Source organism: Pseudomonas sp. FW305-3-2-15-C-LB1, assembly GCF_058787615.1.
The window spans coordinates 173674-196306 of record NZ_JBYSZX010000008.1 but is presented as its reverse complement, the minus strand read 5'-3'; the positions used below and the strand labels follow the sequence as shown (position 1 = coordinate 196306).

19 protein-coding genes and 1 pseudogene are annotated in these 22633 nt (G+C 61.3%); 11 read left to right on the top strand and 9 right to left on the bottom strand.

The genetic code is table 11. The features are described 5' to 3' along the window. Positions 1–172 precede the first annotated feature (172 nt). Positions 173–1174, bottom strand: coding sequence for a type I glyceraldehyde-3-phosphate dehydrogenase (gene gap, locus AC3WP7_RS17745; RefSeq protein WP_058426789.1), 1002 nt, complete (start codon positions 1172–1174; stop codon positions 173–175). A gap of 221 nt (positions 1175–1395) precedes the next feature. Between gap and edd the strand changes: the two genes are divergently transcribed. From edd to AC3WP7_RS17725, 4 genes are all read left to right on the top strand, one after another. Then, entirely contained in the window at positions 1396–3222 is a 1827-nt protein-coding gene (gene edd, locus AC3WP7_RS17740; protein ID WP_071489320.1) for a phosphogluconate dehydratase, read from the top strand. Continuing rightward, a complete protein-coding gene (locus AC3WP7_RS17735; protein WP_093513901.1) occupies positions 3219–4175 on the top strand; it encodes a glucokinase in 957 nt (318 codons plus the stop codon). The genes edd and AC3WP7_RS17735 overlap by 4 nt, the downstream gene beginning before the upstream one ends. Before the next feature lie 101 nt (positions 4176–4276). Next, the gene (locus AC3WP7_RS17730; protein WP_058423302.1) at positions 4277–5011 is read left to right on the top strand and encodes a response regulator; all 735 of its coding nucleotides are present in this window, start codon (positions 4277–4279) and stop codon (positions 5009–5011) included. Continuing rightward, positions 5001–6470 (top strand): ATP-binding protein, encoded by a 1470-nt coding sequence (locus AC3WP7_RS17725; RefSeq protein WP_071489322.1) that lies wholly within the window; start codon positions 5001–5003, stop codon positions 6468–6470. Before AC3WP7_RS17730 ends, AC3WP7_RS17725 begins: the two co-directional genes overlap by 11 nt. Before the next feature lie 60 nt (positions 6471–6530). Here AC3WP7_RS17725 and AC3WP7_RS17720 read toward each other — a convergent pair whose 3' ends face one another. After that, entirely contained in the window at positions 6531–7460 is a 930-nt protein-coding gene (locus AC3WP7_RS17720) for an AraC family transcriptional regulator (protein WP_092246822.1), read from the bottom strand. 327 nt (positions 7461–7787) lie between these two features. On the opposite strand from AC3WP7_RS17720, the gene AC3WP7_RS17715 reads away from it, so the two are divergent. Further along, positions 7788–8129, top strand: coding sequence for an antibiotic biosynthesis monooxygenase family protein (locus AC3WP7_RS17715; protein ID WP_010208042.1), 342 nt, complete (start codon positions 7788–7790; stop codon positions 8127–8129). A gap of 9 nt (positions 8130–8138) precedes the next feature. Next, positions 8139–8417, top strand: coding sequence for a hypothetical protein (locus AC3WP7_RS17710; RefSeq protein WP_083351504.1), 279 nt, complete (start codon positions 8139–8141; stop codon positions 8415–8417). A 123-nt stretch (positions 8418–8540) separates the two neighbouring features. Here the strand turns inward: AC3WP7_RS17710 and AC3WP7_RS17705 are convergent, their stop codons facing one another. Then, positions 8541–9173 carry a flavin reductase family protein gene (locus AC3WP7_RS17705; RefSeq protein WP_092246825.1) on the bottom strand — a complete coding sequence of 211 codons (633 nt, stop codon included), beginning with the start codon at positions 9171–9173 and terminating at the stop codon, positions 8541–8543. Positions 9174–9333: 160 nt separating this feature from the next. Between AC3WP7_RS17705 and AC3WP7_RS17700 the strand changes: the two genes are divergently transcribed. Beyond that, entirely contained in the window at positions 9334–10089 is a 756-nt protein-coding gene (locus AC3WP7_RS17700; protein WP_071489326.1) for a COG4705 family protein, read from the top strand. 53 nt (positions 10090–10142) lie between these two features. Here AC3WP7_RS17700 and AC3WP7_RS17695 read toward each other — a convergent pair whose 3' ends face one another. The 4 genes and pseudogenes from AC3WP7_RS17695 to AC3WP7_RS17680 form a co-directional block, all read right to left on the bottom strand. After that, positions 10143–11462 carry an MFS transporter gene (locus tag AC3WP7_RS17695; RefSeq protein WP_071489327.1) on the bottom strand — a complete coding sequence of 440 codons (1320 nt, stop codon included), beginning with the start codon at positions 11460–11462 and terminating at the stop codon, positions 10143–10145. 284 nt (positions 11463–11746) lie between these two features. Beyond that, on the bottom strand, positions 11747–13072 hold the full coding sequence (locus AC3WP7_RS17690; protein ID WP_102591881.1) for a sigma-54-dependent transcriptional regulator: 1326 nt from the start codon (positions 13070–13072) through the stop codon (positions 11747–11749). After that, a pseudogene (locus tag AC3WP7_RS17685) lies at positions 13066–14832 on the bottom strand (ATP-binding protein). Before AC3WP7_RS17685 ends, AC3WP7_RS17690 begins: the two are co-directional and overlap by 7 nt. A 195-nt stretch (positions 14833–15027) precedes the next feature. Then, positions 15028–16551 (bottom strand): fumarate hydratase, encoded by a 1524-nt coding sequence (locus AC3WP7_RS17680; protein ID WP_027605509.1) that lies wholly within the window; start codon positions 16549–16551, stop codon positions 15028–15030. 216 nt (positions 16552–16767) lie between these two features. Here AC3WP7_RS17680 and AC3WP7_RS17675 point away from each other — a divergent pair, with 216 nt between their 5' ends. Continuing rightward, positions 16768–17700, top strand: a complete 933-nt coding sequence (locus AC3WP7_RS17675; protein WP_071489330.1) for an iron-sulfur-binding ferredoxin reductase — start codon at positions 16768–16770, stop codon at positions 17698–17700. Between the two features lie 30 nt (positions 17701–17730). After that, complete coding sequence (locus AC3WP7_RS17670; RefSeq protein WP_092246834.1) at positions 17731–18480, top strand: enoyl-CoA hydratase; 750 nt, start codon at positions 17731–17733, stop codon at positions 18478–18480. Positions 18481–18641: 161 nt separating this feature from the next. On the opposite strand, the gene pyk is transcribed toward AC3WP7_RS17670, so the two are convergent. Beyond that, on the bottom strand, positions 18642–20093 hold the full coding sequence (gene pyk, locus AC3WP7_RS17665; RefSeq protein ID WP_071496512.1) for a pyruvate kinase: 1452 nt from the start codon (positions 20091–20093) through the stop codon (positions 18642–18644). Positions 20094–20266: 173 nt separating this feature from the next. Between pyk and AC3WP7_RS17660 the strand changes: the two genes are divergently transcribed. After that, positions 20267–20641, top strand: coding sequence for a tetratricopeptide repeat protein (locus AC3WP7_RS17660; protein ID WP_092246837.1), 375 nt, complete (start codon positions 20267–20269; stop codon positions 20639–20641). A 224-nt stretch (positions 20642–20865) separates the two neighbouring features. Next, positions 20866–21225 carry a PilZ domain-containing protein gene (locus AC3WP7_RS17655; RefSeq protein ID WP_093125160.1) on the top strand — a complete coding sequence of 120 codons (360 nt, stop codon included), beginning with the start codon at positions 20866–20868 and terminating at the stop codon, positions 21223–21225. A 76-nt stretch (positions 21226–21301) separates the two neighbouring features. Here AC3WP7_RS17655 and AC3WP7_RS17650 read toward each other — a convergent pair whose 3' ends face one another. Continuing rightward, a complete protein-coding gene (locus AC3WP7_RS17650) occupies positions 21302–22633 on the bottom strand; it encodes a DUF58 domain-containing protein (protein WP_093125163.1) in 1332 nt (443 codons plus the stop codon).

The following is a 22633-nucleotide window of genomic DNA, read 5'->3' as shown; positions in this document are numbered from 1 at the left end:
TCAACTGAAATGGCAAGTAGCTATTTTCCTTATGCGGGACACAAACCAGTGTGGGAGGGGGCTACACCCCGATGGCAGTGTGTCAGTCAACAAAGATGTTGAATGTGCCACCGCTATCGGGGGCAAGCCCCCTCCCACACAAGCCTCTTCAGAAGGTCCCGCACAGCTCACATTACTCGGCGTTGCACAGCGCCAGGCAGTTATCCAGCATGCGGTTGGAGAAGCCCCACTCGTTGTCGTACCAGGCCAGCACTTTCAGCAATTTACCGCTGACCTTGGTGTGATTGGCATCGAAGATCGACGACAGCGGGTTGTGGTTGAAGTCACTGGAAACCAGCGGCAGGGTGTTGTAGCCGAGGATCTTCGAGTGCTGGCTGGCTTCTTTGAGCAGCGCGTTGACTTCTTGCGCCGTGGCTTCTTTCTTCAGTTGTACGGTGAGGTCCACCAGCGACACGTTGATCACCGGCACCCGCACCGCCATGCCGGTCAGCTTGCCCGCCAGCTCCGGCAGCACCAGGCCTACCGCTTCGGCGGCGCCGGTCTTGCTCGGGATCATGTTCTGGGTGGCCGAACGCGCGCGGTACGGGTCGGTGTGGTAGACGTCAGTCAGGTTCTGGTCGTTGGTATAGGCATGGATGGTGGTCATCAGGCCGCTCTCGATACCCAGCTCGCGGTGCAGCACTTGAGCCACTGGCGCCAGGCAGTTGGTGGTGCACGAGGCGTTGGAGATGATCTGGTGGGATTGACGCAGAATGTCATGGTTGACGCCGTAGACCACGGTGGCGTCCGCGCCCTTGGCCGGTGCCGAGATGATCACCTTGCGTGCGCCGGCGGTAATATGGGCGGCAGCCTTGTCACGGTCGGTGAACAGGCCGGTACATTCGAACACCACGTCGATCTTGTGCGCAGCCCAGGGCAGGTCGGCCGGGTTGCGAATGGCACTGACGGCAATCCGGTCGCCATTGACGGTCAGGCTTTCCTGATCGTGGGCGACCTCTGCTTCGAAAGTGCCATGCACGGTGTCGTATTTGAGCAGGTGGGCATTGATCGAACTGTCGCCCAGATCATTGATGGCGACGATCTGCAAATCCTGGCGGTAGCCTTGGGTATACAGTGCGCGCAGGACATTACGGCCGATACGGCCAAAACCATTGATTGCGATACGAAGAGTCATTGGAAAGTGCCTGTCGTCGATTTGTTGTAAGAATTACAAGATTATTCGCATAAAAATAGAAAACAAGCCTTTTTAGTGGCAATATTTTGTTCAATCTACAACGAGTGACCTGAATCAACTGGTCCGATGATCCAAACGACTCCCTGCCATCCCATGCGCTGCGGGCGTTTGATCAGCATAGACACTCAGGTCGCCACATCCGTTAGCCTGGAGTTCTACACATGCATCCCCGCGTCCTTGAGGTCACCGAACGGCTTATCGCCCGCAGCCGCGCCACCCGCGAGGCTTACCTTGCGCTCATTCGCGGCGCAGCCAGCGACGGTCCGATGCGCGGCAAGCTGCAATGCGCCAACTTTGCCCACGGCGTGGCCGGTTGCGGCACTGAAGATAAAAATAGCCTGCGCATGATGAATGCCGCCAACGTGGCAATTGTTTCGTCATATAACGACATGCTCTCGGCGCACCAGCCGTACGAACATTTCCCTGAACAGATCAAGAAAGCCCTGCGCGAAGTCGGCTCGGTCGGCCAGTTCGCCGGCGGCACTCCCGCGATGTGCGACGGCGTGACCCAGGGCGAGCCCGGTATGGAGCTGAGCCTGCTCAGCCGTGAAGTCATCGCCATGTCCACGGCGGTAGCGCTGTCCCACAACATGTTCGACGCGGCCTTGATGCTGGGCATCTGCGACAAGATCGTCCCCGGCCTGATGATGGGCGCGCTGCGCTACGGCCACCTGCCGATGATCTTCGTACCGGGTGGGCCGATGCCGTCGGGCATTTCCAACAAGCAGAAGGCCGATGTGCGCCAGCGCTATGCCGAAGGCAAGGCCACCCGCGAAGAGCTGCTGGAATCGGAGATGAAGTCCTACCACAGCCCCGGCACCTGCACCTTCTACGGCACCGCCAACACCAATCAGTTGCTGATGGAAGTCATGGGCCTGCACCTGCCGGGCGCCTCGTTCGTCAACCCGTACACGCCGCTGCGTGATGCGCTGACCCGCGAAGCCGCGCACCAGGTCACGCGCCTCACCAAGGCCAACGGCAACTTCACGCCGATCGGCGAGATCGTCGACGAGAAATCCATCGTCAACTCCATCATCGCGCTCAACGCCACCGGCGGCTCCACCAACCACACCCTGCACATGCCGGCCATCGCCATGTCGGCAGGCATCATCCTCACCTGGGACGACATGGCCGACCTTTCCGAGGTGGTGCCGACCCTGTCCCACGTGTATCCCAACGGCAAGGCCGATATCAACCACTTCCAGGCAGCGGGCGGCATGTCGTTCCTGATCCGTGAGCTGCTCGAAGCCGGCCTGCTCCACGAAGACGTCAACACCGTGGCCGGCAAGGGCCTGAGCCGCTACACCCAGGAGCCGTTCCTGGTGGACGGCGAGCTGATCTGGCGCGACGGTCCCATCGAGAGTCTCGACGAAAGCATCCTGCGCCCGGTGGCCCGCGCGTTCTCGCCCGAGGGCGGCTTGCGCGTGATGGAAGGCAACCTTGGGCGTGGCGTGATGAAAGTCTCGGCCGTGGCCCTCGAGCACCAGATTGTCGAAGCACCCGCCGTGGTGTTCCAGGACCAGCAGGACCTGGCCGATGCGTTCAAGGCTGGCCAGTTGGAAAAAGACTTCGTCGCCGTGATGCGCTTCCAGGGCCCGCGTTCCAATGGCATGCCGGAATTGCACAAGATGACGCCGTTCCTCGGTGTATTGCAGGACCGTGGCTTCAAGGTCGCGCTGGTAACAGACGGGCGTATGTCGGGCGCGTCGGGTAAGATCCCCGCCGCGATTCACGTCAACCCCGAAGCCCAGAGCGGCGGGCCACTGGCGCGGGTGCAGGATGGCGATATCATTCGTGTGGATGGCGTGAAGGGCACCCTGGAGCTTAAGGTGGACGCCGAAGAATTTGCAGCGCGTGCGCCTGCCACGGGCCTGTTGGGTAACAACGTGGGGGCCGGTCGCGAGCTGTTTGCATTTATGCGCTTGGCCGCAAGCTCCGCAGAGCAGGGCGCCAGCGCCTTTACCTCTGCCTTGGAGACGCTTAAGTGAAGTTAGCGCTGGTCGGTGACATCGGGGGCACCAATGCCCGTTTTGCCTTGTGGCGGGATCAGGAACTGCATTCGATCCGCGTGCATGCCACGGCGGATCATTCCAGTCCTGAGGCCGCTATCAAGGTTTACCTCAAGGAGGAAGGCCTGGAAATCGGGGACATCGGCGCGGTGTGTCTTTCCGTCGCTGGTCCGGTGAGCGGAGATGAATTTAAATTCACCAACAACCACTGGCGCCTGAGCAAGACTGCGTTTTGCAAGACATTGCAGGTGGATGATCTGCTGTTGGTCAATGATTTCTCGGCCATGGCCCTGGGCATGACCCGCCTCAAGCCCGACGAATTCCGCGTGGTCTGCGAGGGCACGCCGGAGCCGTTGCGACCTGCGGTGGTGATCGGTCCGGGCACCGGGCTGGGTGTCGGTACCTTGCTGGACCTGGGCGGTGGCCGTTTTGCGGCGCTGCCGGGGGAGGGCGGGCACGTCGACCTGCCGCTGAGCAGCCCACGGGAAACCCAGCTGTGGCAGCACATCTACACCGAGATCGGGCATGTCAGCGCTGAAACGGCTTTGAGCGGTGGCGGGCTGCCACGTCTGTACCGGGCGATCTGTGCGGTCGACGGCCATGCGCCGGTACTGGAAACCCCCGAAGCCATCACGGCCGCCGGCCTGGCCGGTGACCCGGTGGCGATGGAAGTGTTGGACCAGTTCAGCATCTGGCTGGGCCGCGTAGCCGGTAACAATGTGCTGACCACCGGCGGACGCGGTGGTGTGTACATTGTGGGCGGGGTGATACCGAGGTTTGCCGACTTCTTTATCCACAGCGGTTTTGCCAGGAGCTTTGCTGACAAAGGCTGCATGAGCGAATACTTCAAGGGTATTCCGGTGTGGTTGGTGACGGCGCCGTATTCCGGGTTGACCGGGGCTGGCGTCGCGTTGGAACAGGCTTTTGCATAGGGACTGATGGTCCTATCGGGGGCAAGCCCCCTCCCACATTTGGAACGCATTTGCCCCCGATGAGGCCATCAATAACACCCCATAACAACAAGGAGGACCCCGTGAGCGTAATCAGTAAATCGATCCTCCTGGTCGATGACGACCAGGAAATCCGCGAATTGCTGCAGACCTACCTCAGTCGCGCCGGTTTCCAGGTGCGTGGGGTGCCGGATGGCGCGGGGTTCCGCCAGGCGATGAACGAGGCACCGTGCGACCTGGTCATCCTCGATGTGATGTTGCCGGACGAAGACGGTTTCAGCCTTTGCCGCTGGATCCGCCAGCACCCGCGCCAGGCGCAGGTGCCGATCATCATGCTCACCGCCAGTTCCGACGAGGCCGACCGTGTGATCGGCCTGGAGCTGGGCGCCGACGACTACATCGGCAAACCCTTCAGCCCTCGCGAGTTGCAAGCGCGGATCAAGGCCTTGTTGCGCCGTTGCCAGTTCGGCCAGGAGCGCAGCAGCGGCGGCGATGTGCTGGTGTTCGATGAGTGGCGGCTGGACATGATCAGCCACCGTCTGTTCCATGTGGACGGCGAAGAAGTGATCCTCTCCGGCGCCGATTTTGCCCTGCTCAAATTGTTTCTCGACCACCCGCAGCAGATCCTCGACCGCGACACCATCGGCAACGCCACCCGGGGTCGTGACCTGATGCCGCTGGATCGCATCGTCGACATGGCTGTCAGCCGCCTGCGCCAACGCCTGCGCGACACCGAAAAGCCCCCTCGTCTGATCCGCACCGTGCGGGGCAGTGGTTATCAACTGGCAGCCAGCGTGGTTGCCGGCAATGTCCACTGAGCCGTTGACCGAACGCCGCCGACGCTTCCCGGTACCGCGTTCGCTGCTGGGGCGCATGCTGCTGCTGACGCTGCTGGCGGTGTTGTTCGCCCAGGCGCTGTCCAGCGTGATCTGGGTCTCGCAATTGCGCGCCACCCAGCTCGAAGGCCTGGTCACCAGTGCCCGCAGCCTGGCGCATTCGATGACCGCCAGCGTGAGTTATTTTCGTTCGTTGCCGGTGGCGTATCGGCCGCTGGTGCTCGATCAACTGCGCAGCATGGGTGGCACGCGTTTTGTGGTGACGCTCAATGATCGCCCGCTGGACATGGCCATCCTGCCGCAGACCCCGCGCAAACAGGCAGTGCTTGAAGCGGTGGATGAGGTGCTCAAGCAGACCCTGGGCGCCGATGTGCATATGTCGGTGGAGTTCGTCAGCGCCGAAGACCTGCGCATCTTCAATGCCGGCCTGAAACTCGATGAGCTGCCGCGTTCCTGGGCGCACTACGCGCTGACCCTGGAACCGGTGAACCCGCCGGTACTGGTCACCCAGATCCAGTTGGCCCAGGGCGAATGGCTGTACATCGCCTCGCTGTTGCCCGAGCCCTACACCAGCCTTGAAGAGCAAGGCCTGCCGTCCCAGCAGGTGTGGTTTATCGTGTTGACCAGCGGCTTTTTACTGTTGTTCATCGGCCTGCTGGTGCACTGGCAAAGCCGGCCGCTCAAGCGCTTGGCGCGGGCGGCGCGGGACATGTCCCTGGGCGCCGACGTGGAGCCAGTGGCCGAAGGTGGCGGCAGCGAAGTGGTGGAAGTGGGCCGTGCTTTCAACGCCATGCGTGAGCGCATCAGCCGCTACCTGACCGAGCGCAGTCAATTGTTCAGTGCGATTTCCCACGACTTGCGCACACCGATCACCCGCCTGCGCCTGCGCGTGGAACTGCTGGAGGACGAGAACCTGCAAACCAAGTTCGGCCGTGACCTGGATGAACTGGAGTTGCTGGTGAAGGGCGCGCTGCAATGCGTGAAGGACACGGATATCCACGAGAACATTGAGCCGGTGGACCTCAATCATGTGCTCGAATGCCTGGTGGAGCCTTACGTGGCACCCAACGGCAACGGCCGGGTCACGCTGGACGGCGCTGCCCTGGCGGCGTATCCGGGCAAGCCGCTGGCGCTCAAGCGCTGCATCGGCAACCTGATCGACAATGCCTTGAAGTATGGGCAGAACGCCCATCTGCACATCGAGGACGATGGCGCGGAGTTCGTCCTGCATGTGGACGACGAGGGGCCCGGCGTGCCGGAGCAGCGCCTGGAGCAAGTCTTCGAGCCACACTTCCGCCTCGCCGGGCAGCAACAGGGTTATGGCTTGGGCCTGGGGATTGCGCGCAACATTGCGCACAGCCATGGCGGTGAAGTGAGTTTGCAGAATTTGCGTGAGGGTGGCTTGCGCGTGACCCTGCAGCTGCCGCGCGGATTAGACTGAACACAAGCGGTCACAGTGTGGGAGGGGGCAAGCCCCTCCCACATGTTGATCGTCATTGGCTCAGATGCTCTGGCGCAACCGGGCCAGGTCACGCAACGGCGGTGCGCCAAACAATCGGCTGTATTCCCGGCTGAATTGCGATGGGCTTTCATACCCCACCCGATACCCCGCCGCCGACGCTTCCAACCCTTCGGCAATCATCAAGCGCCGTGCCTCCTGCAAGCGCAACTGCTTCTGGTATTGCAACGGGCTCATGGCGGTGATCGCCTTGAAACGGTGGTGCAAGGTCGAAACGCTCAGGTTCACTTCCTTGGCCAGGTCATCGATGCGCAGCGGTTGTTCGTAGTTGCCGTTCAACCACTTGATCGCCTGGCTGACCCGATGGCTCTGACTGTTGGCCACGGCGATTTCATACAGCCGATAGCCCTGCGGCCCACGCAATAACCGGTAAAGAATTTCGCGGTTGATCAACGGCGCGAGCATGGCGATGTCTTTCGGCGTATCCAACAGGCGGGCCAGTCGCAGTACGGCGTCCAACAGTTGGCCATCGATGCGGTCGACGTACATGCCGCGAGAAGTCGGGCGCGATGGCACGCCCATCGGGCCAGCCTCGGCAATCAGCGCGGTGAGCTGCGCCGGATCGATATTGATGCGCACCGACAGGTTCGGGTCCTCCGGTGTTGCATCGATGATCCGCCCGGCCACCGGCATCGCTACCGAGAACACCAGGTAGTTGAGCGGGTCGTAGGCAAAGATTTCGTCGGCCAGGCGTACTTCCTTGCTGCCACTGGCGAGGATGCACAGGGCCGGTTCCACCAGCACCGGCATGAAGTCGCGCGGGGTGTTGTGGCGGTTCAGAAACAGGGTGGTGATGGCCGTACCGTAGGAGCCGTCCTCCCAGGTATGCCGGTGCACGATGCTGGCCAGTTCGGCGCGCTGTTTTTCCATCTCGGCGTCGAGGGGAATGGCTGTATGTTCGGGCGACGACATGGAACGTCCTCTACTGGCTACTTCGATGGGGTCAGCTTAGCGGCGGCTTTTCAAACAGTGTTACGTCGATTCTGCACAATCCTTGCCTGATCCTGCGATACATCGTGAATCAGGCAATCGCGGCACCTGTCATCTCCCTGAAACAAGGCGTCGGGCCATCGAATAAACCTCTGTGCCAGACGTCCCTCCTACGCTTCTCGCAGGATTGTGCAATAAGCCGACAGGAATTGACTAACCGCGCGCCGACTCGCGCCGTTATCTTTGATCCTGTGGCAACACGCCCTCACAGTGCTTGCCGAGCATCACTTCTCAACGGGAGAGTCGAACATGTCCACCCCCATTCCCGCGAGCCATATGGCCTTTATCCGCGCCCGCACCGGGTGCAGCACCGAACTCGGTGCACGCTTGAGCAGTTTGATCGAACCGGGCCGCCAGGCTCAGGGTTGCCTGCAGTTCTCGTTGCAGCATTCCCAGGTTGATCCTGATGTGTGGTTGATCTCCGGTTTCTGGAGCAGCGAGCAGGCGATGAGCGCCTACTTCAACTCCCCGGCGCTGATGATCTTCACCGAGCTGTTGAACGACATGGTCGTGCGCAGCATGGACTTCCAGACCTTCACCGATGCATCCGCCGCACACGCCTACGGCGAGTACCTGCAACTCGCCGGCTGAAGGTCTAGAATGGCCGACTTTCCATTGGCCAGGACCTGCAACATGGCACGTAAACAATTTGCCCACCACGAAGCCGTATCCGCCGTAGTACCGGGTGAAGGGGGCTACAGCGCCGCCGTTGCCGTCAAGGCACTGGATGGCATGGGCGCCCCGCAGTTTCACAAGATCCTTGACGGACAGACGTTCAAGACAGCCTCCGATGCTGACGATGCAGCCACTGTGCAGCTTGAACGGCTGACGGGTGTGGACGAAGAGGGTCAACTGACCTGGGCGAGCGCCGCCAACTGAGCAACACCGACAGTCCAATGTGGGAGGGGCTTGCCCCCTATAGCGGCGTGTCAGTCAACAACGATGTTGAATGTGCCATTGCCATCGGGGGCAAGCCCCCTCCCACGTTTTATTGTCTTTCAGTCAGGGTTTGCTGGCGCCTGGGCGATACATCCTGAACAGGGCTTCTGGCCCCAACTGAAAGTAATCCGCCGGTCCGCCACCGCGCAGGATCGGCTCGGCGGCGGCGGTATCGTAGATGCCATCCTTGAGCAGCCACTTGGCAATGTGCACCGCGACCACCTCGCCGAGCACCAGCCAGCTCGGCACCAATGCCTTGTCGGCACGTTGCAGCTGAATGATCTGCGTCACCTTGCATTCGAACGAGACCGGGCTTTCGCCCACCCGCGGCACACCAACGATCTTCGAGGCCACCGGCGTCAGGCCGGCCAATTCAAACTCGTTCACCTCAGGTGAGACGGCAGCACAGCTCTGGTTCATCTGCTCGGCCAACGGGCGGGTGGCCAGATTCCACACAAACTCGCCGGTCTGTTCGATGTTGTTCAGGCTGTCTTTGCGCCCGACGCTGGAAAATCCAATGATCGGCGGAATGTAGTTGAACGCATTGAAAAAACTGTAGGGCGCCAGGTTCAGGTGACCTTCGTTGTCATGGGACGAGATCCAGCCGATCGGCCGTGGACCGACGATGGCATTGAACGGGTCATGGGGCAGGCCGTGGCCGTTGGCGGGTTCGTAGAAGTGGATATCGTCAGGCATGGCCGGGGTTCCTGCAGTGGTCGTCGATGAAGTGGCCATACTATGGAATTTTCATTCATCGCCCACCTATTTTTCACAGCTCCACCGTCAGTCTGCGCCCACTGTCGACAACCCAATAAGTCGGCCTATTGAGAGACTGAGCTTTGGAGCCTTCCCCCTTATGAATAAACTTCCTCAGATCACCCTGGCGTTCTGGGTCATGAAAATCTGCGCGACCACCTTGGGCGAAACCGCCGGGGATTTGCTGTCGATGACCCTGGATGTCGGTTATGCCATCAGTTCGATGATGCTGATCAGCGTGTTCCTGATCACCTTGGTGACGCAACTGCGCTCGAAAACCTATAACCCGGTGCTGTACTGGATCGTGATTCTGTCCACTAGCACCGCAGGCACCACGATGTCGGATTTCATGGACCGCACCTTGGGGCTGGGTTATGCCACGGGCTCCATGATCCTGATCGCGATCCTGATGATCATCTTCGCGTTGTGGCACCTCAGCGGCGATTCGCTGAACGTGAACAAGGTGCAGACCTTCCGGGGTGAGTTGTTCTACTGGATGGCCATCCTGTTCTCCAACACCTTGGGCACCGCGTTGGGCGATTTCCTGGCAGATGACTCCGGGCTGGGCTTTGCTGGCGGCGCCTTGTTGATCGGGTCGGCGATTGCGGCGGTGGTGGCACTCAAATACTTCACCAGGATTTCTTCGGTGCTGTTGTTCTGGGTGGCGTTTGTACTGACCCGGCCGTTCGGCGCGACCTTGGGTGACTTCCTTACCAAGCCCCATGAAAAGGGCGGGTTGGACTTCGGCACCATCGGTTCGTCGGCAGTGTTGGCGGCGGTGTTGGTGGTGATGATTGCGGGGGCGTCGTACGCGCAGCGGCGGTACGGACGTAAGACGATAGCTGAGTTGTCCTGATTCAACCTGTGGGAGGGTTTGCCCCCTCCCACAGGGTTGACTGCAACTGACGTTTAGTCGGTGGTAATGCGCGAGTGCTTGCGGGTGTCCTTCATGGTCACGTAGACCACCAGCGACACCGCGATGCACGCCGTCACGTACCAGTAATAACCGGTTTCCATGCCGATGCTCTTGAACCACAGCGCGATGTATTCAGCGGTGCCGCCGAAGATCGACACCGTCAGCGCATACGGCAGGCCCACGCCCAGGGCGCGGATTTCGGTGGGGAACAGTTCGGCTTTCACCACGGCGTTGATCGAGGTGTAGCCGCTGACGATGATCAGCGCCGCCATGATCAGGAAGAACGCGCCCCACCAGGTCTGGATGGTATGCAGGGTGGTGAGGATCGGCACGGTGAACAGCGTACCGAGTATGCCGAAGGCGATCAGGATCGGCCGCCGGCCGATTTTATCCGACAGCCCGCCGACGATGGGTTGCAGGCACATGAACAGGAACAGCGTCGCCGCCGAGATGGTGGTGGAGTCGGAAATGCTCATGCCGACGGTGTTCACCAGGTACTTCTGCATGTAGGTGGTGTAGGTGTAGAACGCCAGCGTACCGCCCATGGTCAGGCCGACCACGGTCAGCAGTTCCTTGGGGTGGCGCATCAAGGTGCGCATTGCGCTTTCCTTGGCCTTTTCCTTTTTGGTGAACGACTCGGTTTCTTCCATGCCGCGCCGCAGGTACAGCGCAACCACTGCGCAGAGTGCGCCGATGGCGAACGGGATACGCCAGCCCCAGGCATACAGTTGCTCGGTGGTCAGCAGTTGTTGCAGCACGATCAGCACCGCCAGGGCGATGAGCTGGCCGGAGATCAGCGTCACGTATTGGAAGCTGGAGTAGAAACCACGACGTTGCTTGGTCGCCATCTCGCTGAGGTAAGTGGCGGAGGTGCCGTATTCGCCGCCGACCGACAGTCCCTGCAGCAAGCGGGCAAATACCAGCAGGATCGGCGCGCCGATACCGATGATTTCATAGCCCGGGCTCAGGGCAATCAGCAGCGAGCCGAAGCACATCAGGTAGACCGAGGCCATCAGGGCTTTTTTACGACCGACCTTGTCGGCGTACAGGCCCATCAGCCAGCCACCGATCGGGCGCATCAGGAAGCCCACGGCGAAGATCGCGGCGGTGTTGAGCAGTTGGGCGGTGGTGTCGCCTTTGGGGAAGAAAGTCTTGGCGAAGTACAACGAGAAAGCGGCGTAGACGTACCAGTCGTACCATTCGACCATGTTGCCGACGGAACCACTGAAAATCGATTTGATGCGGCTGGAGGTAGTGCGCTCTTTTGCCGGCGCGGCCGCCGACCCCAGAGGCAGGGCGTTGGAGTTATCCATTGAAGGATCCTTCATCTAGTTGTTTTTATGGAGCGGCGCGTGCGCAGCCTGGGTCGAGCTATAGCAGGAGCTGTGCCAGGTGGATGAAGGCCCGGAACAGAGGGGTTTGAGGATTTATTTGAGCGAAAAACCGCTGATGATTTGCAGGCAGTGGGCGGAAATCCGCTTATGGCTGTTGTCCTCATTGGGGGCAAGCCCCCTCCCACACTTGAATGTGTTCACAGATCAAAATGTGGGAGGGGGCTTGCCCCCGATAAGGCCTGGCAGTCAACACAAAGGTTGGCCTAGAGAAACATCTCCCGCACCAACCCATGGCGCTGCATCTTTTCATTGAAGGTACGCCGTGGCAGTTGCAGCTCGGCCAGTACCGCCTTGATATCGCCTTTGTGTCGGGTCAGCGCGGCTTTCAGGCAGTGGGCTTCGAAGGCCTCTTGCTGCGCGGCCAGGGACTGTCCGGCCTCGATGCCTTCCGGCTCCGGGTCGCCCAGGCCCAGCACCTGGCGTTCGGCGACGTTGGCCAACTCGCGCACGTTGCCCGGCCAGTCATGGCTGAGCAAGCGCCCCAACTGCGCGCCGCTCAATGGCTCGACGCTGCGGCCCAGGCGTTCGGCAGCACTTTGTGCAAAGTGATCGAACAGCAACGGGATATCTTCGCGGCGCTCGCGCAGGGGCGGCAGGCGCAATTGCGCGACGTTCAATCGATACGCCAGGTCTTCGCGAAAGCGCCCGGCGCGGGCCTCTTCCAGCAGGTCCGGCTTGGTGGCGGCGATGATGCGCAGGTCCACGTGGATGCTCTGGTTGGAGCCCAGCCGCTCCAACTTCTGCTCCTGCAGCACACGCAGCAATTTCACCTGTTGGGCCAGCGGCATGCTTTCGATTTCATCGAGGAACAGCGTGCCGCCGTGGGCGTATTCCAGCTTGCCGATGCGCTTGCCCTGGGCGCCGGTGAACGCGCCGCTTTCGTGACCAAACAGCTCGGCCTCGAATAACTGTTCCGGGATCGCCGCGCAATTGAGCGCCACGAATGGCTTCTTCGCACGTGGACCAAAATCATGCAGGCAGCGCGCGACCATCTCCTTGCCACTGCCGGTCTCGCCACGGATCAGCACGTTGACCGGCAGGCTCGCCAGGTCCAGCACCTGGCGGCGCAAGGTCTGCAAACCCCGGGACACGCCCAGCAGCGTCGATTCCAATTGCGCCCGGTGGTCGGCCTGCTGATGCAGGCGACGGTTTTCCAGGATCAAGCCACGTTTGTCCAGGGCACGGCGCAGGCTGTTGAGCAGGGCGTCGGGGCTGAAGGGTTTTTCGAGGAAGTCATAGGCGCCGTCGCGCATGGCTTCGACCGCCATCGGTACATCGCCGTGGCCGGTGAGCAGGATCACCGGTAAATCGGCATCACGGCGCCGCACTTCAGCCAGCAGTTCCAGGCCGCTGAGACCCGGCATGCGCACGTCGCTGAGGATCACGCCGGGGAAATCCCTGGGCAGTTGCGCCAGGCATTCTTCGGCGCGGCTGAACAACTGCACTTCAAAGCTTGACAGGCTCAACCATTGCTCGACGGCCGTCCGGATGCTGGCTTCGTCATCGACCACAATCACCGCGTTCAACATAGGTCGGGCGTCTCCAGCGCGATGGGCAAGGTCAGGGTAAAGACTGCGCCGTCGCCCCGGTTACCGGCGATCAGGCGACCGCCCAATTCGTGCACGATAGCGTAGGACACCGCCAACCCCAAGCCGAGGCCGTCTCCCACCGGCTTGGTGGTGAAGAACGGGTCGAACACGCTGCTCAGGTGTTCTTCGGCAATCCCGCCGCCGCTGTCGCTGACCGTGAGTTGCCAGAGTTGCTAGTCGGCGTGCAGGCGGATTTCCAGGCGTTTGCGCGGTTTGTCGGCCATGGCGTCGAGGGCGTTGCGTAACAGATTGATCAGCACCTGTTCCAGGCGGATCGCGTCACCGCGTACCCAGGCGGGGCGGGCCAGGTCCAGCACCACGCCGATGGCCTCATCGCGCAGGCGTGCGTCGAGCAGGTGCAGGGACTGGTCGACCACCGTGGCCAAGTCCAGGCGTTCGCGCAGGCCACTCGGGCTTTTGCGCGCGAAGGTCTTGAGGTGGCCGGTGAGGGCGGCCATGCGTGTGAGCATATCGTCCAGCGGTGTCAGGGCCTGGTAAGCGTCGTCAATGCGGCCGTGATCGAGCAGCAGGCGCAAGGTGGCCAACTGCATGCGCTGGGCGGTCAGTGGCTGGTTGATTTCGTGGGCGAGGGCGGCGGACATCTGCCCCAGCGCCGCCAGTTTGGCCGATTGCACCAGGCCATCCTGGGCGGTGCGCAACGCCTGGGTGCGTTCTTCCACCAGTTGCTCAAGCTCCTCGCGGCTGCGCTGGCGCAAGCGGGCCAGGCGCCAGCGTTGGGTCAGGAACAGCACCAGGAACACCAGCGCCAGCCAGGAACCGGCGGCAGCGAGCCCGGCGTTGCGTTGGTCCTCAAAGGCGAACTGGGGCTTGCGCAGCAGGTGCAGGGTCCAGCCTTCGGCTTTCAGGGGCAGCGATTCCCAGATGTAGTTGGCATTGCCATCCGGGCCGTTGACGCGCATCAGATGGCTGTTTTCGTCAAAGCGCTGCAGGGTCTGGGTTTCCAGCGCCTGCAGTTGTTTTTTGTCGTATTGGCGGGTGGCTTTCAGCTCGGCAAGGTCGTTGGCCGATAACGGTCGCAGGTTGCGATAACGCCAGCCGGGCTGGTTGGCGATAAACACGATGCCGCGCGCATCGCTGACCAGCAGCAGGTCATTGCCCTGGGCCCATTCGCGTTCGAGCTCGGGGAACTCCAGCTTGACCACCATGGCGCCGAGGAACTGCTCGTGTTCATCCAGCACGGCGCTGGAGAGGAAATACCCTGGGATGCCGGTCGTCACCCCTACCGCATAAAAACGCCCGGTGCCCTGGCTCAGGGTCTGGCTGAAGTACGGCCGGAACGCGTAGTTATGGCCCACGTAACTGCTCGGCAGGTTCCAGTTGCTGGCGGCGACCGCCAGGCCGGTGCGATCCATCAATTCCAGGGTGGAGGACTGCGCGGCCCCATTGATGCGTTCGAGCTTGCGGTTGAGCACGTCCTGGGTGGCGGCGTCCAGCGGGCCTTTCAACGCGCTGATCATTTCCGAGTCCAGCGCCAGCACGGCGGGCAGCGCACGGTAGCGTTCGATCAGGGTGTGCAACGAGCTGGCATAGAGTGCAAGTTGCTGATTGGCACGGGCGGCATCGTCCACCAGGGCCTGGCGTTCAGCGTGGCGGGTGGCCAGGGCTGCGGCCAGCAGTGCGCCAGCTATGATCAGCAGGGAGTAGAAGGTCAGGCGCAGGGGGCGCGGGATCACGATCATACGGTGATGGGCAGGCACGGTAAGGGGAGTGCACCATAGCATGCACGACGTTTATGTTGGGGCAAGCCCGCTCGCCACAACAAGCCCAGTGGCCACAGAAAGCCCAGAGGTCACAACCGCCGCGTTTTCCACAGGCCATAAAAAAGGCGACCGGGCCATGGGCCGCAGTCGCCTTTATGTTTGGAGGGGAAGCGCTTACTGCACTTCTACCGCCAGGCTTTCACTGATCTTTTTCTGCCAGATGGCAGGACCGGTGATGTGCACGGACTCGCCCTTGCTGTCGACAGCAACGGTGACCGGCATGTCTTTCACGTCGAACTCGTAGATCGCTTCCATGCCCAGTTCGGCAAACGCGACAACACGCGACTTCTTGATGGCTTGCGCCACCAGGTAAGCAGCGCCGCCGACGGCCATCAGGTACACGGCCTTGTGGTCCTTGATCGCTTCGATCGCAGTCGGGCCGCGTTCGGATTTGCCGATCATGCCCAGCAGGCCGGTTTGTTCGAGGATCTGGCGAGTGAACTTGTCCATCCGCGTAGCGGTGGTCGGGCCTGCCGGGCCAACCACTTCTTCGCGCACCGGATCAACCGGCCCGACGTAGTAGATGAAGCGACCTTTCAGGTCCACCGGCAGGCTTTCGCCCTTGTTCAACATCTCGACCATGCGTTTGTGCGCGGCGTCGCGACCGGTGAGCATCTTGCCGTTGAGCAACACGGTTTCGCCTGGTTTCCAGCTCTGCACTTCTTCCGGGGTCAGGGTGTCGAGGTTGACGCGACGGGCCGACGGGCCGGCTTCCCAGACGATTTCCGGGTAGGCATCCAACGGTGGCGCTTCCAGCGACGCCGGGCCCGAACCGTCGAGCACGAAGTGTGCGTGGCGGGTGGCGGCGCAGTTGGGGATCATGCACACCGGCAGGGACGCGGCGTGGGTCGGGTAGTCCATGATCTTCACGTCGAGCACGGTGGTCAGGCCACCCAGGCCCTGGGCGCCGATGCCCAGTTGGTTGACCTTCTCGAACAGCTCCAGACGCATTTCTTCGATACGGTTCTGCGGGCCGCGCTTTTTCAACTCGTGGATGTCGATGGATTCCATCAACACTTCCTTGGCCATCACCGCAGCTTTCTCGGCGGTGCCGCCGATGCCGATACCCAGCATGCCCGGTGGGCACCAGCCGGCGCCCATGGTCGGAACGGTCTTGAGCACCCAGTCGACGATCGAGTCGGACGGGTTGAGCATGGCCATTTTCGACTTGTTCTCGGAGCCGCCGCCCTTGGCCGCCACGTCCACTTCCACAGTGTTACCCGGGACGATGGAGTAGTGGATGACCGCCGGGGTGTTGTCCTTGGTGTTTTTGCGCGCGCCTGCCGGGTCGGCGAGGATGGATGCACGCAGGACGTTTTCCGGCAGGTTGTAGGCGCGACGCACGCCTTCGTTGATCATGTCGTCCAGGCCCATGGTGGCGCCATCCCAACGCACGTCCATGCCCACGCGCACGAACACGGTGACGATACCGGTGTCCTGGCAGATCGGACGATGGCCGGTGGCGCACATGCGCGAATTGATCAGGATCTGGGCGATGGAATCACGGGCTGCTGGCGATTCTTCGCGCAGGTAGGCTTCGTGCATGGCCTGGATGAAATCAACGGGGTGGTAGTAGGAAATGAATTGCAGGGCGTCGGCAACGCTCTGAATCAGGTCGTCTTGCTTGATCACGGTCATGAGTCGCGCTCCTCTATAAGGGAACATTCAATAAAGGTGGGCCCAGTGTTGCATCGGTCGGCTGAGGCCACCTTTCCAAGGCACGCCAAAGTGGTGCAGGCGCGACGCTAAAAAGGCGCGGCAGTATAACCCGGCGCGGTGGCCGATACACCCGATTATGGTCAAACTGTCGCAGGCATGATTCCCTGTGCGCGCCCCTTGTGATTGAGTCCTTATATGCCTGAACTGTACGTCGGCGAACACCATTGGTCGGTAGCCCCCGGCAGCAACCTGCTGGATGCCTTGAACCTGGCAGGTGTGGCCGTGCCCTACAGTTGCCGCGCCGGCAGTTGCCATGCCTGCCTGGTGCGGTGCCAGGGCGAGGTCGAAGACAAGCAGCCCGAGGCCTTGAGCCCGGCGCAGCGCCAGGACGGCTGGCGGTTGGCCTGCCAGTGTCAGGTCAGCGGCGACCTGCGGGTCGAAACGTTTGACCCGACGCGTGACGGCTTGCCGGCCCAGGTGGTGGGTGTCGATTGGCTGAACCCGAACGTGCTGCGCCTGCGCCTGCAACCAGAGCGAGGTTTGCGTTACCGGGCTGGGCAGCACCTGGTGTTGTGGGCCGGGCAAGTGGCGCGACCTTATTCCCTGGCGAGCTTGCCCCAGGAAGATCCATTCCTGGAGTTTCATCTCGATTGTCGCCTGCCCGGCGAATTCAGCGATCTTGCCCGGCAGTTGCAGGTGGGTGATCGACTGCGCCTGGGGGATTTGCGCGGCGGTGCGCTGCAATATGATCCGGACTGGCAAACACGGCCATTGTGGCTGCTGGCATCCGGGACTGGGTTGGGGCCCCTGTGGGGTGTGTTGCGTGAGGCGCTGCGCCAGGATCACCAGGGCGCCATCCGCGTCATTCACCTGGCCCATGATGCCGAAGGCCATTATCTGGCCGAGCCCTTGGCTGCGCTGGCTGCACAGCATCCCAACCTGTCGGTGGAACTGTGGACGGCGGCGCAGGTGGCCCAGGCATTGGCGCAACTGCGGCTTGTTTCGCGGCAAACGCTGGCCTTACTCTGCGGGCACCCGGCCAGCGTCGAGGCGTTTTCCAGGCGCCTGTTCCTGGCGGGATTGCCGCGTAATCAGCTGCTGGCCGATGTGTTCTTGCCCCGCGGTTGAGCGCTGAATGTTCCAGCCGCGAGATTTGCCATGACCGATGCCATCCAACAGTTGCGCGAACGCGGGGCGTTGATCCTGCAGTTCAATCGTCCCGACAAGAAGAACGCTCTGACCCGCGCCATGTACACGCAATTGGCCAATGCACTGGAGCACGCCGACGCGGATGCCGATATCCGCTGCGTGCTGATCCAGGGCAGCAGCGAGTGCTTCACGGCCGGCAACGACATCGGTGATTTTCTCGAACAGCCGCCCAGCGACCTCGACAGCCCACCGTTTCACTTCATGAAAAGCCTGCTCAACTGTCGAAAACCCGTAATTGCTGCGGTGGCGGGGTCTGCGGTGGGTATTGGTACAACCCTGCTACTGCATTGCGACCTGGTGTACATCAGCCGCGATGCGCGTTTGCGCATGCCGTTCGTCAACCTGGGGTTGTGCCCGGAGTTTGGCTCGAGCCTGATCTTGCCAAGGTTGCTGGGGCACGCAAAGGCCGCCGAATTGTTGCTGTTGGGTGAGGGATTTACCGGCGAACAGGCAGTTGCGTGGGGGCTTGCCACTGAAGCGCTAGGCAACGGCGAGGCGGCGCTGGCCAAGGCGCGGGAAGTGGCCGAACGGTTTGAGACCCTGGCGTCGGGTGCGGTGCAGGTGACCAAGCAGCTCATGAAAAGTGTGGATCGCGAGCAGTTGCGCCAGGTGATCGAGGAGGAGGGTGCCTTGTTCACCCAGCGGTTGAAGTCGCCGGAGGCGATTGCGGCGCTGTCAGCGTTTATCACCCGGCGATGAATGTGTGGTGGTTGATCGGGCTTCATCGGGGGCAAGCCCCCTCCCACCTTTGGTCGGCGGCGCGGTCAAGATGAGGTGCTTTGGCATCAAACAACCGCTTCCCTGAAATGCAAAAAGCCCCGCCATTTTCATGGCGGGGCTTTTGTTTGTCAGCGTGTCACTCAGACCTGAGGGTCGCCCACGTGCAGGATCTTCATGCCATTGGTGCCACCGGTGGTGTGGTAGCTGTCGCCTTTGGTCAGGATGACCCAGTCGCCTTGCTCCACGACGCCGCGCTTGACCAACTCGTCGATTGCCTTCTGGCTGACTTCGTTCGGTGCCAGTGAAGCCGGATCAAACGGAACGGTGTACACGCCACGGAACAGCGCCGCGCGGGCCTGGGCTTCACGGTGCGGTGTGAACGCGTAGATCGGCACCGAGGAGCGGATGCGCGACATGATCAACGGCGTGTAGCCACTTTCGGTCAAGGCGATGATCGCTTTAACGCCCGGGAAGTGGTTGGCGGTGTACATGGCGGCCAGGGCGATGCTCTGGTCACAGCTTTCGAACTCTTTGCCAATACGGTGGCTGGAGGTCTTGCTGGTCGGGTGCTTTTCGGCGCCGAGGCAGATACGTGCCATTGCCTGAACGGCTTCCAGCGGATACGGGCCGGCGGCGCTTTCAGCCGAGAGCATCACGGCGTCGGTGTAGTCGAGCACGGCGTTGGCCACGTCGGACACTTCGGCACGGGTCGGCATCGGATTCTGGATCATCGATTCCATCATCTGGGTCGCCACGATCACCGCTTTGTTGTGGCGGCGTGCGTGCAGGATGATCTTTTTCTGGATACCGATCAGCTCGGCGTCACCGATTTCCACGCCCAGGTCGCCACGGGCAACCATCACCGCGTCGGAAGCCTTGATCAGGCCGTCGAGGGTTTCGTCGTCGGCCACGGCTTCGGCGCGTTCGATCTTCGCCACCAGCCAGGCGGTGCCGCCGGCTTCGTCGCGCAGTTTGCGAGCGTATTCCATGTCGGCGGCATCGCGCGGGAAGGACACGGCGAGGTAGTCCACTTCCATTTCGGCGGCGAGCTTGATGTCAGCCTTGTCTTTTTCAGTCAGGGCCGGTGCCGTCAAGCCACCGCCACGACGGTTGATGCCTTTGTGGTCGGACAGCGGGCCGCCGATGGTCACGGTGCAGATCAACTCGGTGCCGGTGGCGGTGTCGACGCGCATGACCACGCGGCCATCGTCCAGCAGCAGTTCGTCACCGACGCCGCAGTCCTTGACCAGGTCCGGGTAGTCAATACCCACGACTTGCTGGTTGCCTTCGGTCAGCGGGTGGCTGGTGGAGAAGGTGAAGGTGTCGCCGATTTTCAGCTCGATCCGCTTGTTGGCGAACTTGGCGATACGGATTTTCGGGCCTTGCAGGTCACCCAGCAGTGCCACGAAGCGGCCGTGCTTGGCAGCCAGGTCACGCACCAGCTTGGCGCGAGCCTTGTGCTCGTCCGGGGTGCCGTGGGAGAAGTTCAGACGGGCAACGTCCAAACCAGCCAGAATCAGCTGTTCGAGGACTTCCGGCGAGTTGCTGGCCGGGCCAAGGGTGGCGACGATTTTGGTACGACGGACGGACATGCACAGACTCCTGAGTTCAAGCGCTGAGGAAGGCTACTATGCTCTTTCGTTGTAGTCATTGTTCGTTTGCACTACTTATCGACGATTGCCTTGTTTTCGCTGCGGCTGAATACGAACATCCTTGAAGATTTTTAACGAGGGGTCGATACACTGCACAAGACAGGAGAACCCTCATGCGAATTTTGCTCATTGCTGCCCTGGCCGTCAGTGTTATCGGCTGCACCCGTTGGTCGATGGACCACCATTTGAACAATGCCTACCGCGCCTACAAGGTCGGCGATTGCGAGCGTGTCACCCTGGAGTTGTCCCAGGTCGACCGTGAAAGCCGCACGCGCCGCTATGTGCAACCGGAGGTATCGATGTTGCGCGGGCAATGCCTTGAACGGCAGAAACTGTTCGTCGATGCGGTGCAGACCTATCAATTCATCATCAATCAGTACCCGTCGAGTGAGTACGCCTATCGTGCTCGTGCGAGGCTCGATACCTTGCAGCAGTTGGGGCATTACCGCGGTGCAAGCGTCGCCCAGCCGCGTCCCGCTTCATTGTGATGATAATCGCCATTTCATAACTGGCCTGTTGCCAGTCTTAGGCTATCCTTTGAATGTTCGTTTGTACAAGTTTCTATGCAAACGAATGTGGGCCCGGACTCGGTAGCTGTTCTGGCGACGGACTATTGCCCGTTGTCTTACCGAGATCCATGGAGAGCGGGTTTTATTACTCGTTCCGAATCACTGGCACGGCCGCGTTATGGCCACTGGATGGCGATCTCACCATGTTTACCGACCGACGGATCGAGCGGCATCAGCTACCTTACTTCCTGCAAGTGTTTAACCGTCTCACCGACAAGCCCATCGGTTTTTTGGGCAATGTTTCGGAAGACGGGCTGATGTTGATCAGCCAATTGCCCATGATGGTCGACGTGGATTTCGAGCTGCGCTTGAAGATTCCGGAGGCTGACGGCACCTTTTATCCCATTGATCTCACGGCTACCTGCCTGTGGAGCCACGAAGATATCAACCCGCAGCATTACGATTCCGGGTTCACTGTGCTGCAGGCCCCGGAGGAGTATGGGCAATTGATCAACGTCTTGTTGCATTACTTCAGTTTTGACCCCTTGCAGGCTTCGGCCTAGCTACAACGCACTGTCGACCCGGTTCAGAGGGATTTACCTCTGCCGTGGTCGAGTGTTGTTTTTCAGAACGCTTTTCTCAGAAAGCGCCGGCTTTCTTCCAGCCCAGGTAGCGTGTCACCAGTGCGGGGCCCAGCTCGGATGGCAAGGTGTCCAGGACGGATAAGCCATGTGCGGTCAGGCGGTCATGCAGCTCGTCCCGTGTGTTGAGGTAGTCGATGGTGCCGCTGTAGGCCAGGGCTTCGGGCAAGGTTTGCACGGGGGCTTGACGCAGTTGGTCGAGTACCTCCTCGCGCAAGCTGGTCACCAGCACCTTATGTTGACGACTGATGCGTTTGACGGCCGTCAACAGGGCTTCATCGTCCTCGTCCCGCAGGTTGCTCACCACAATGACCAAGGCTCGACGCTTCTGCCGGGCCAGCAGTTGGCTTGCCGCCGCCTGGTAATCGGCGGTCCGTCGGGTGGTGTCCAGGTCGTACACCGCGTTGAGCAACAGGTTCAACTGGCTACTGCCCTTGACCGGCGCCAGGTAGCGCGATTGGTCACCGGCAAAGGTGCACAGCCCCACGGCATCGCCCTGGCGCAAGGCAACATAGCTGAGCAGCAGGCACGCATTGAGGGCGTGGTCAAAATGAGACAGTTCGTCATCCTGGCTTCGCATGCGCCGGCCGCAATCAAGCATGAACACGATCTGCTGGTCGCGCTCATCCTGGTATTCACGGGCGATCGGGGTGCGTTGTCGGGCGGTGGCTTTCCAGTCGATCTGTCGCAGGCTGTCGCCTTCGCGAAACTCACGTAGTTGATGAAATTCCAGCCCCAGACCGCGCCTTTGACGTTGACGAACGCCCAATTGGCTCAGCCAGTTGTCCACACCCAGCAGTTGGGCGCCGTAGAGCCGAGCGAAATCCGGGTAGACGCGGGTGGAGTCGCTCACTTCGATATGGCGTCGTGCCGCCCACAGCCCCATAGGGCTGGGCAGATGTATTTCGCAACGGCTGAAACTGAAATGCCCGCGCCGCAGGGGGCGAAGGCGGTAGCCCAGTTCGCTGCGTTCACCGGGATACAAGGTTATGGGTTGAGGCATGTTCTCCACGCTCAGTCCGTCGGGGGCATGATCGAATACCTGCACCGTCAGCGGCTGTGGGAAGTCGTGCTCCAGAGCCAGGCGGATTTCGCCCCAGCGTCCCAGCGCCAGGCTGCCGGGCATCTGCCGTTGTACATGCGGAGATGGGCGGCGATGCAATCGTACGGCGTCCAGCATGGCCAGCAGCAACAACGCCAGGAGTAACCCCCAGACGACTGAGTGCAAGGTGTCCGGTACTGTGAGCTGCAATGCTGCCGCGGTGCCCAGCAAAATGCCCAGACCCAGCAATGCGCCGAGCCAGTTCAACAGCAGACGGGTCGGCTTCAT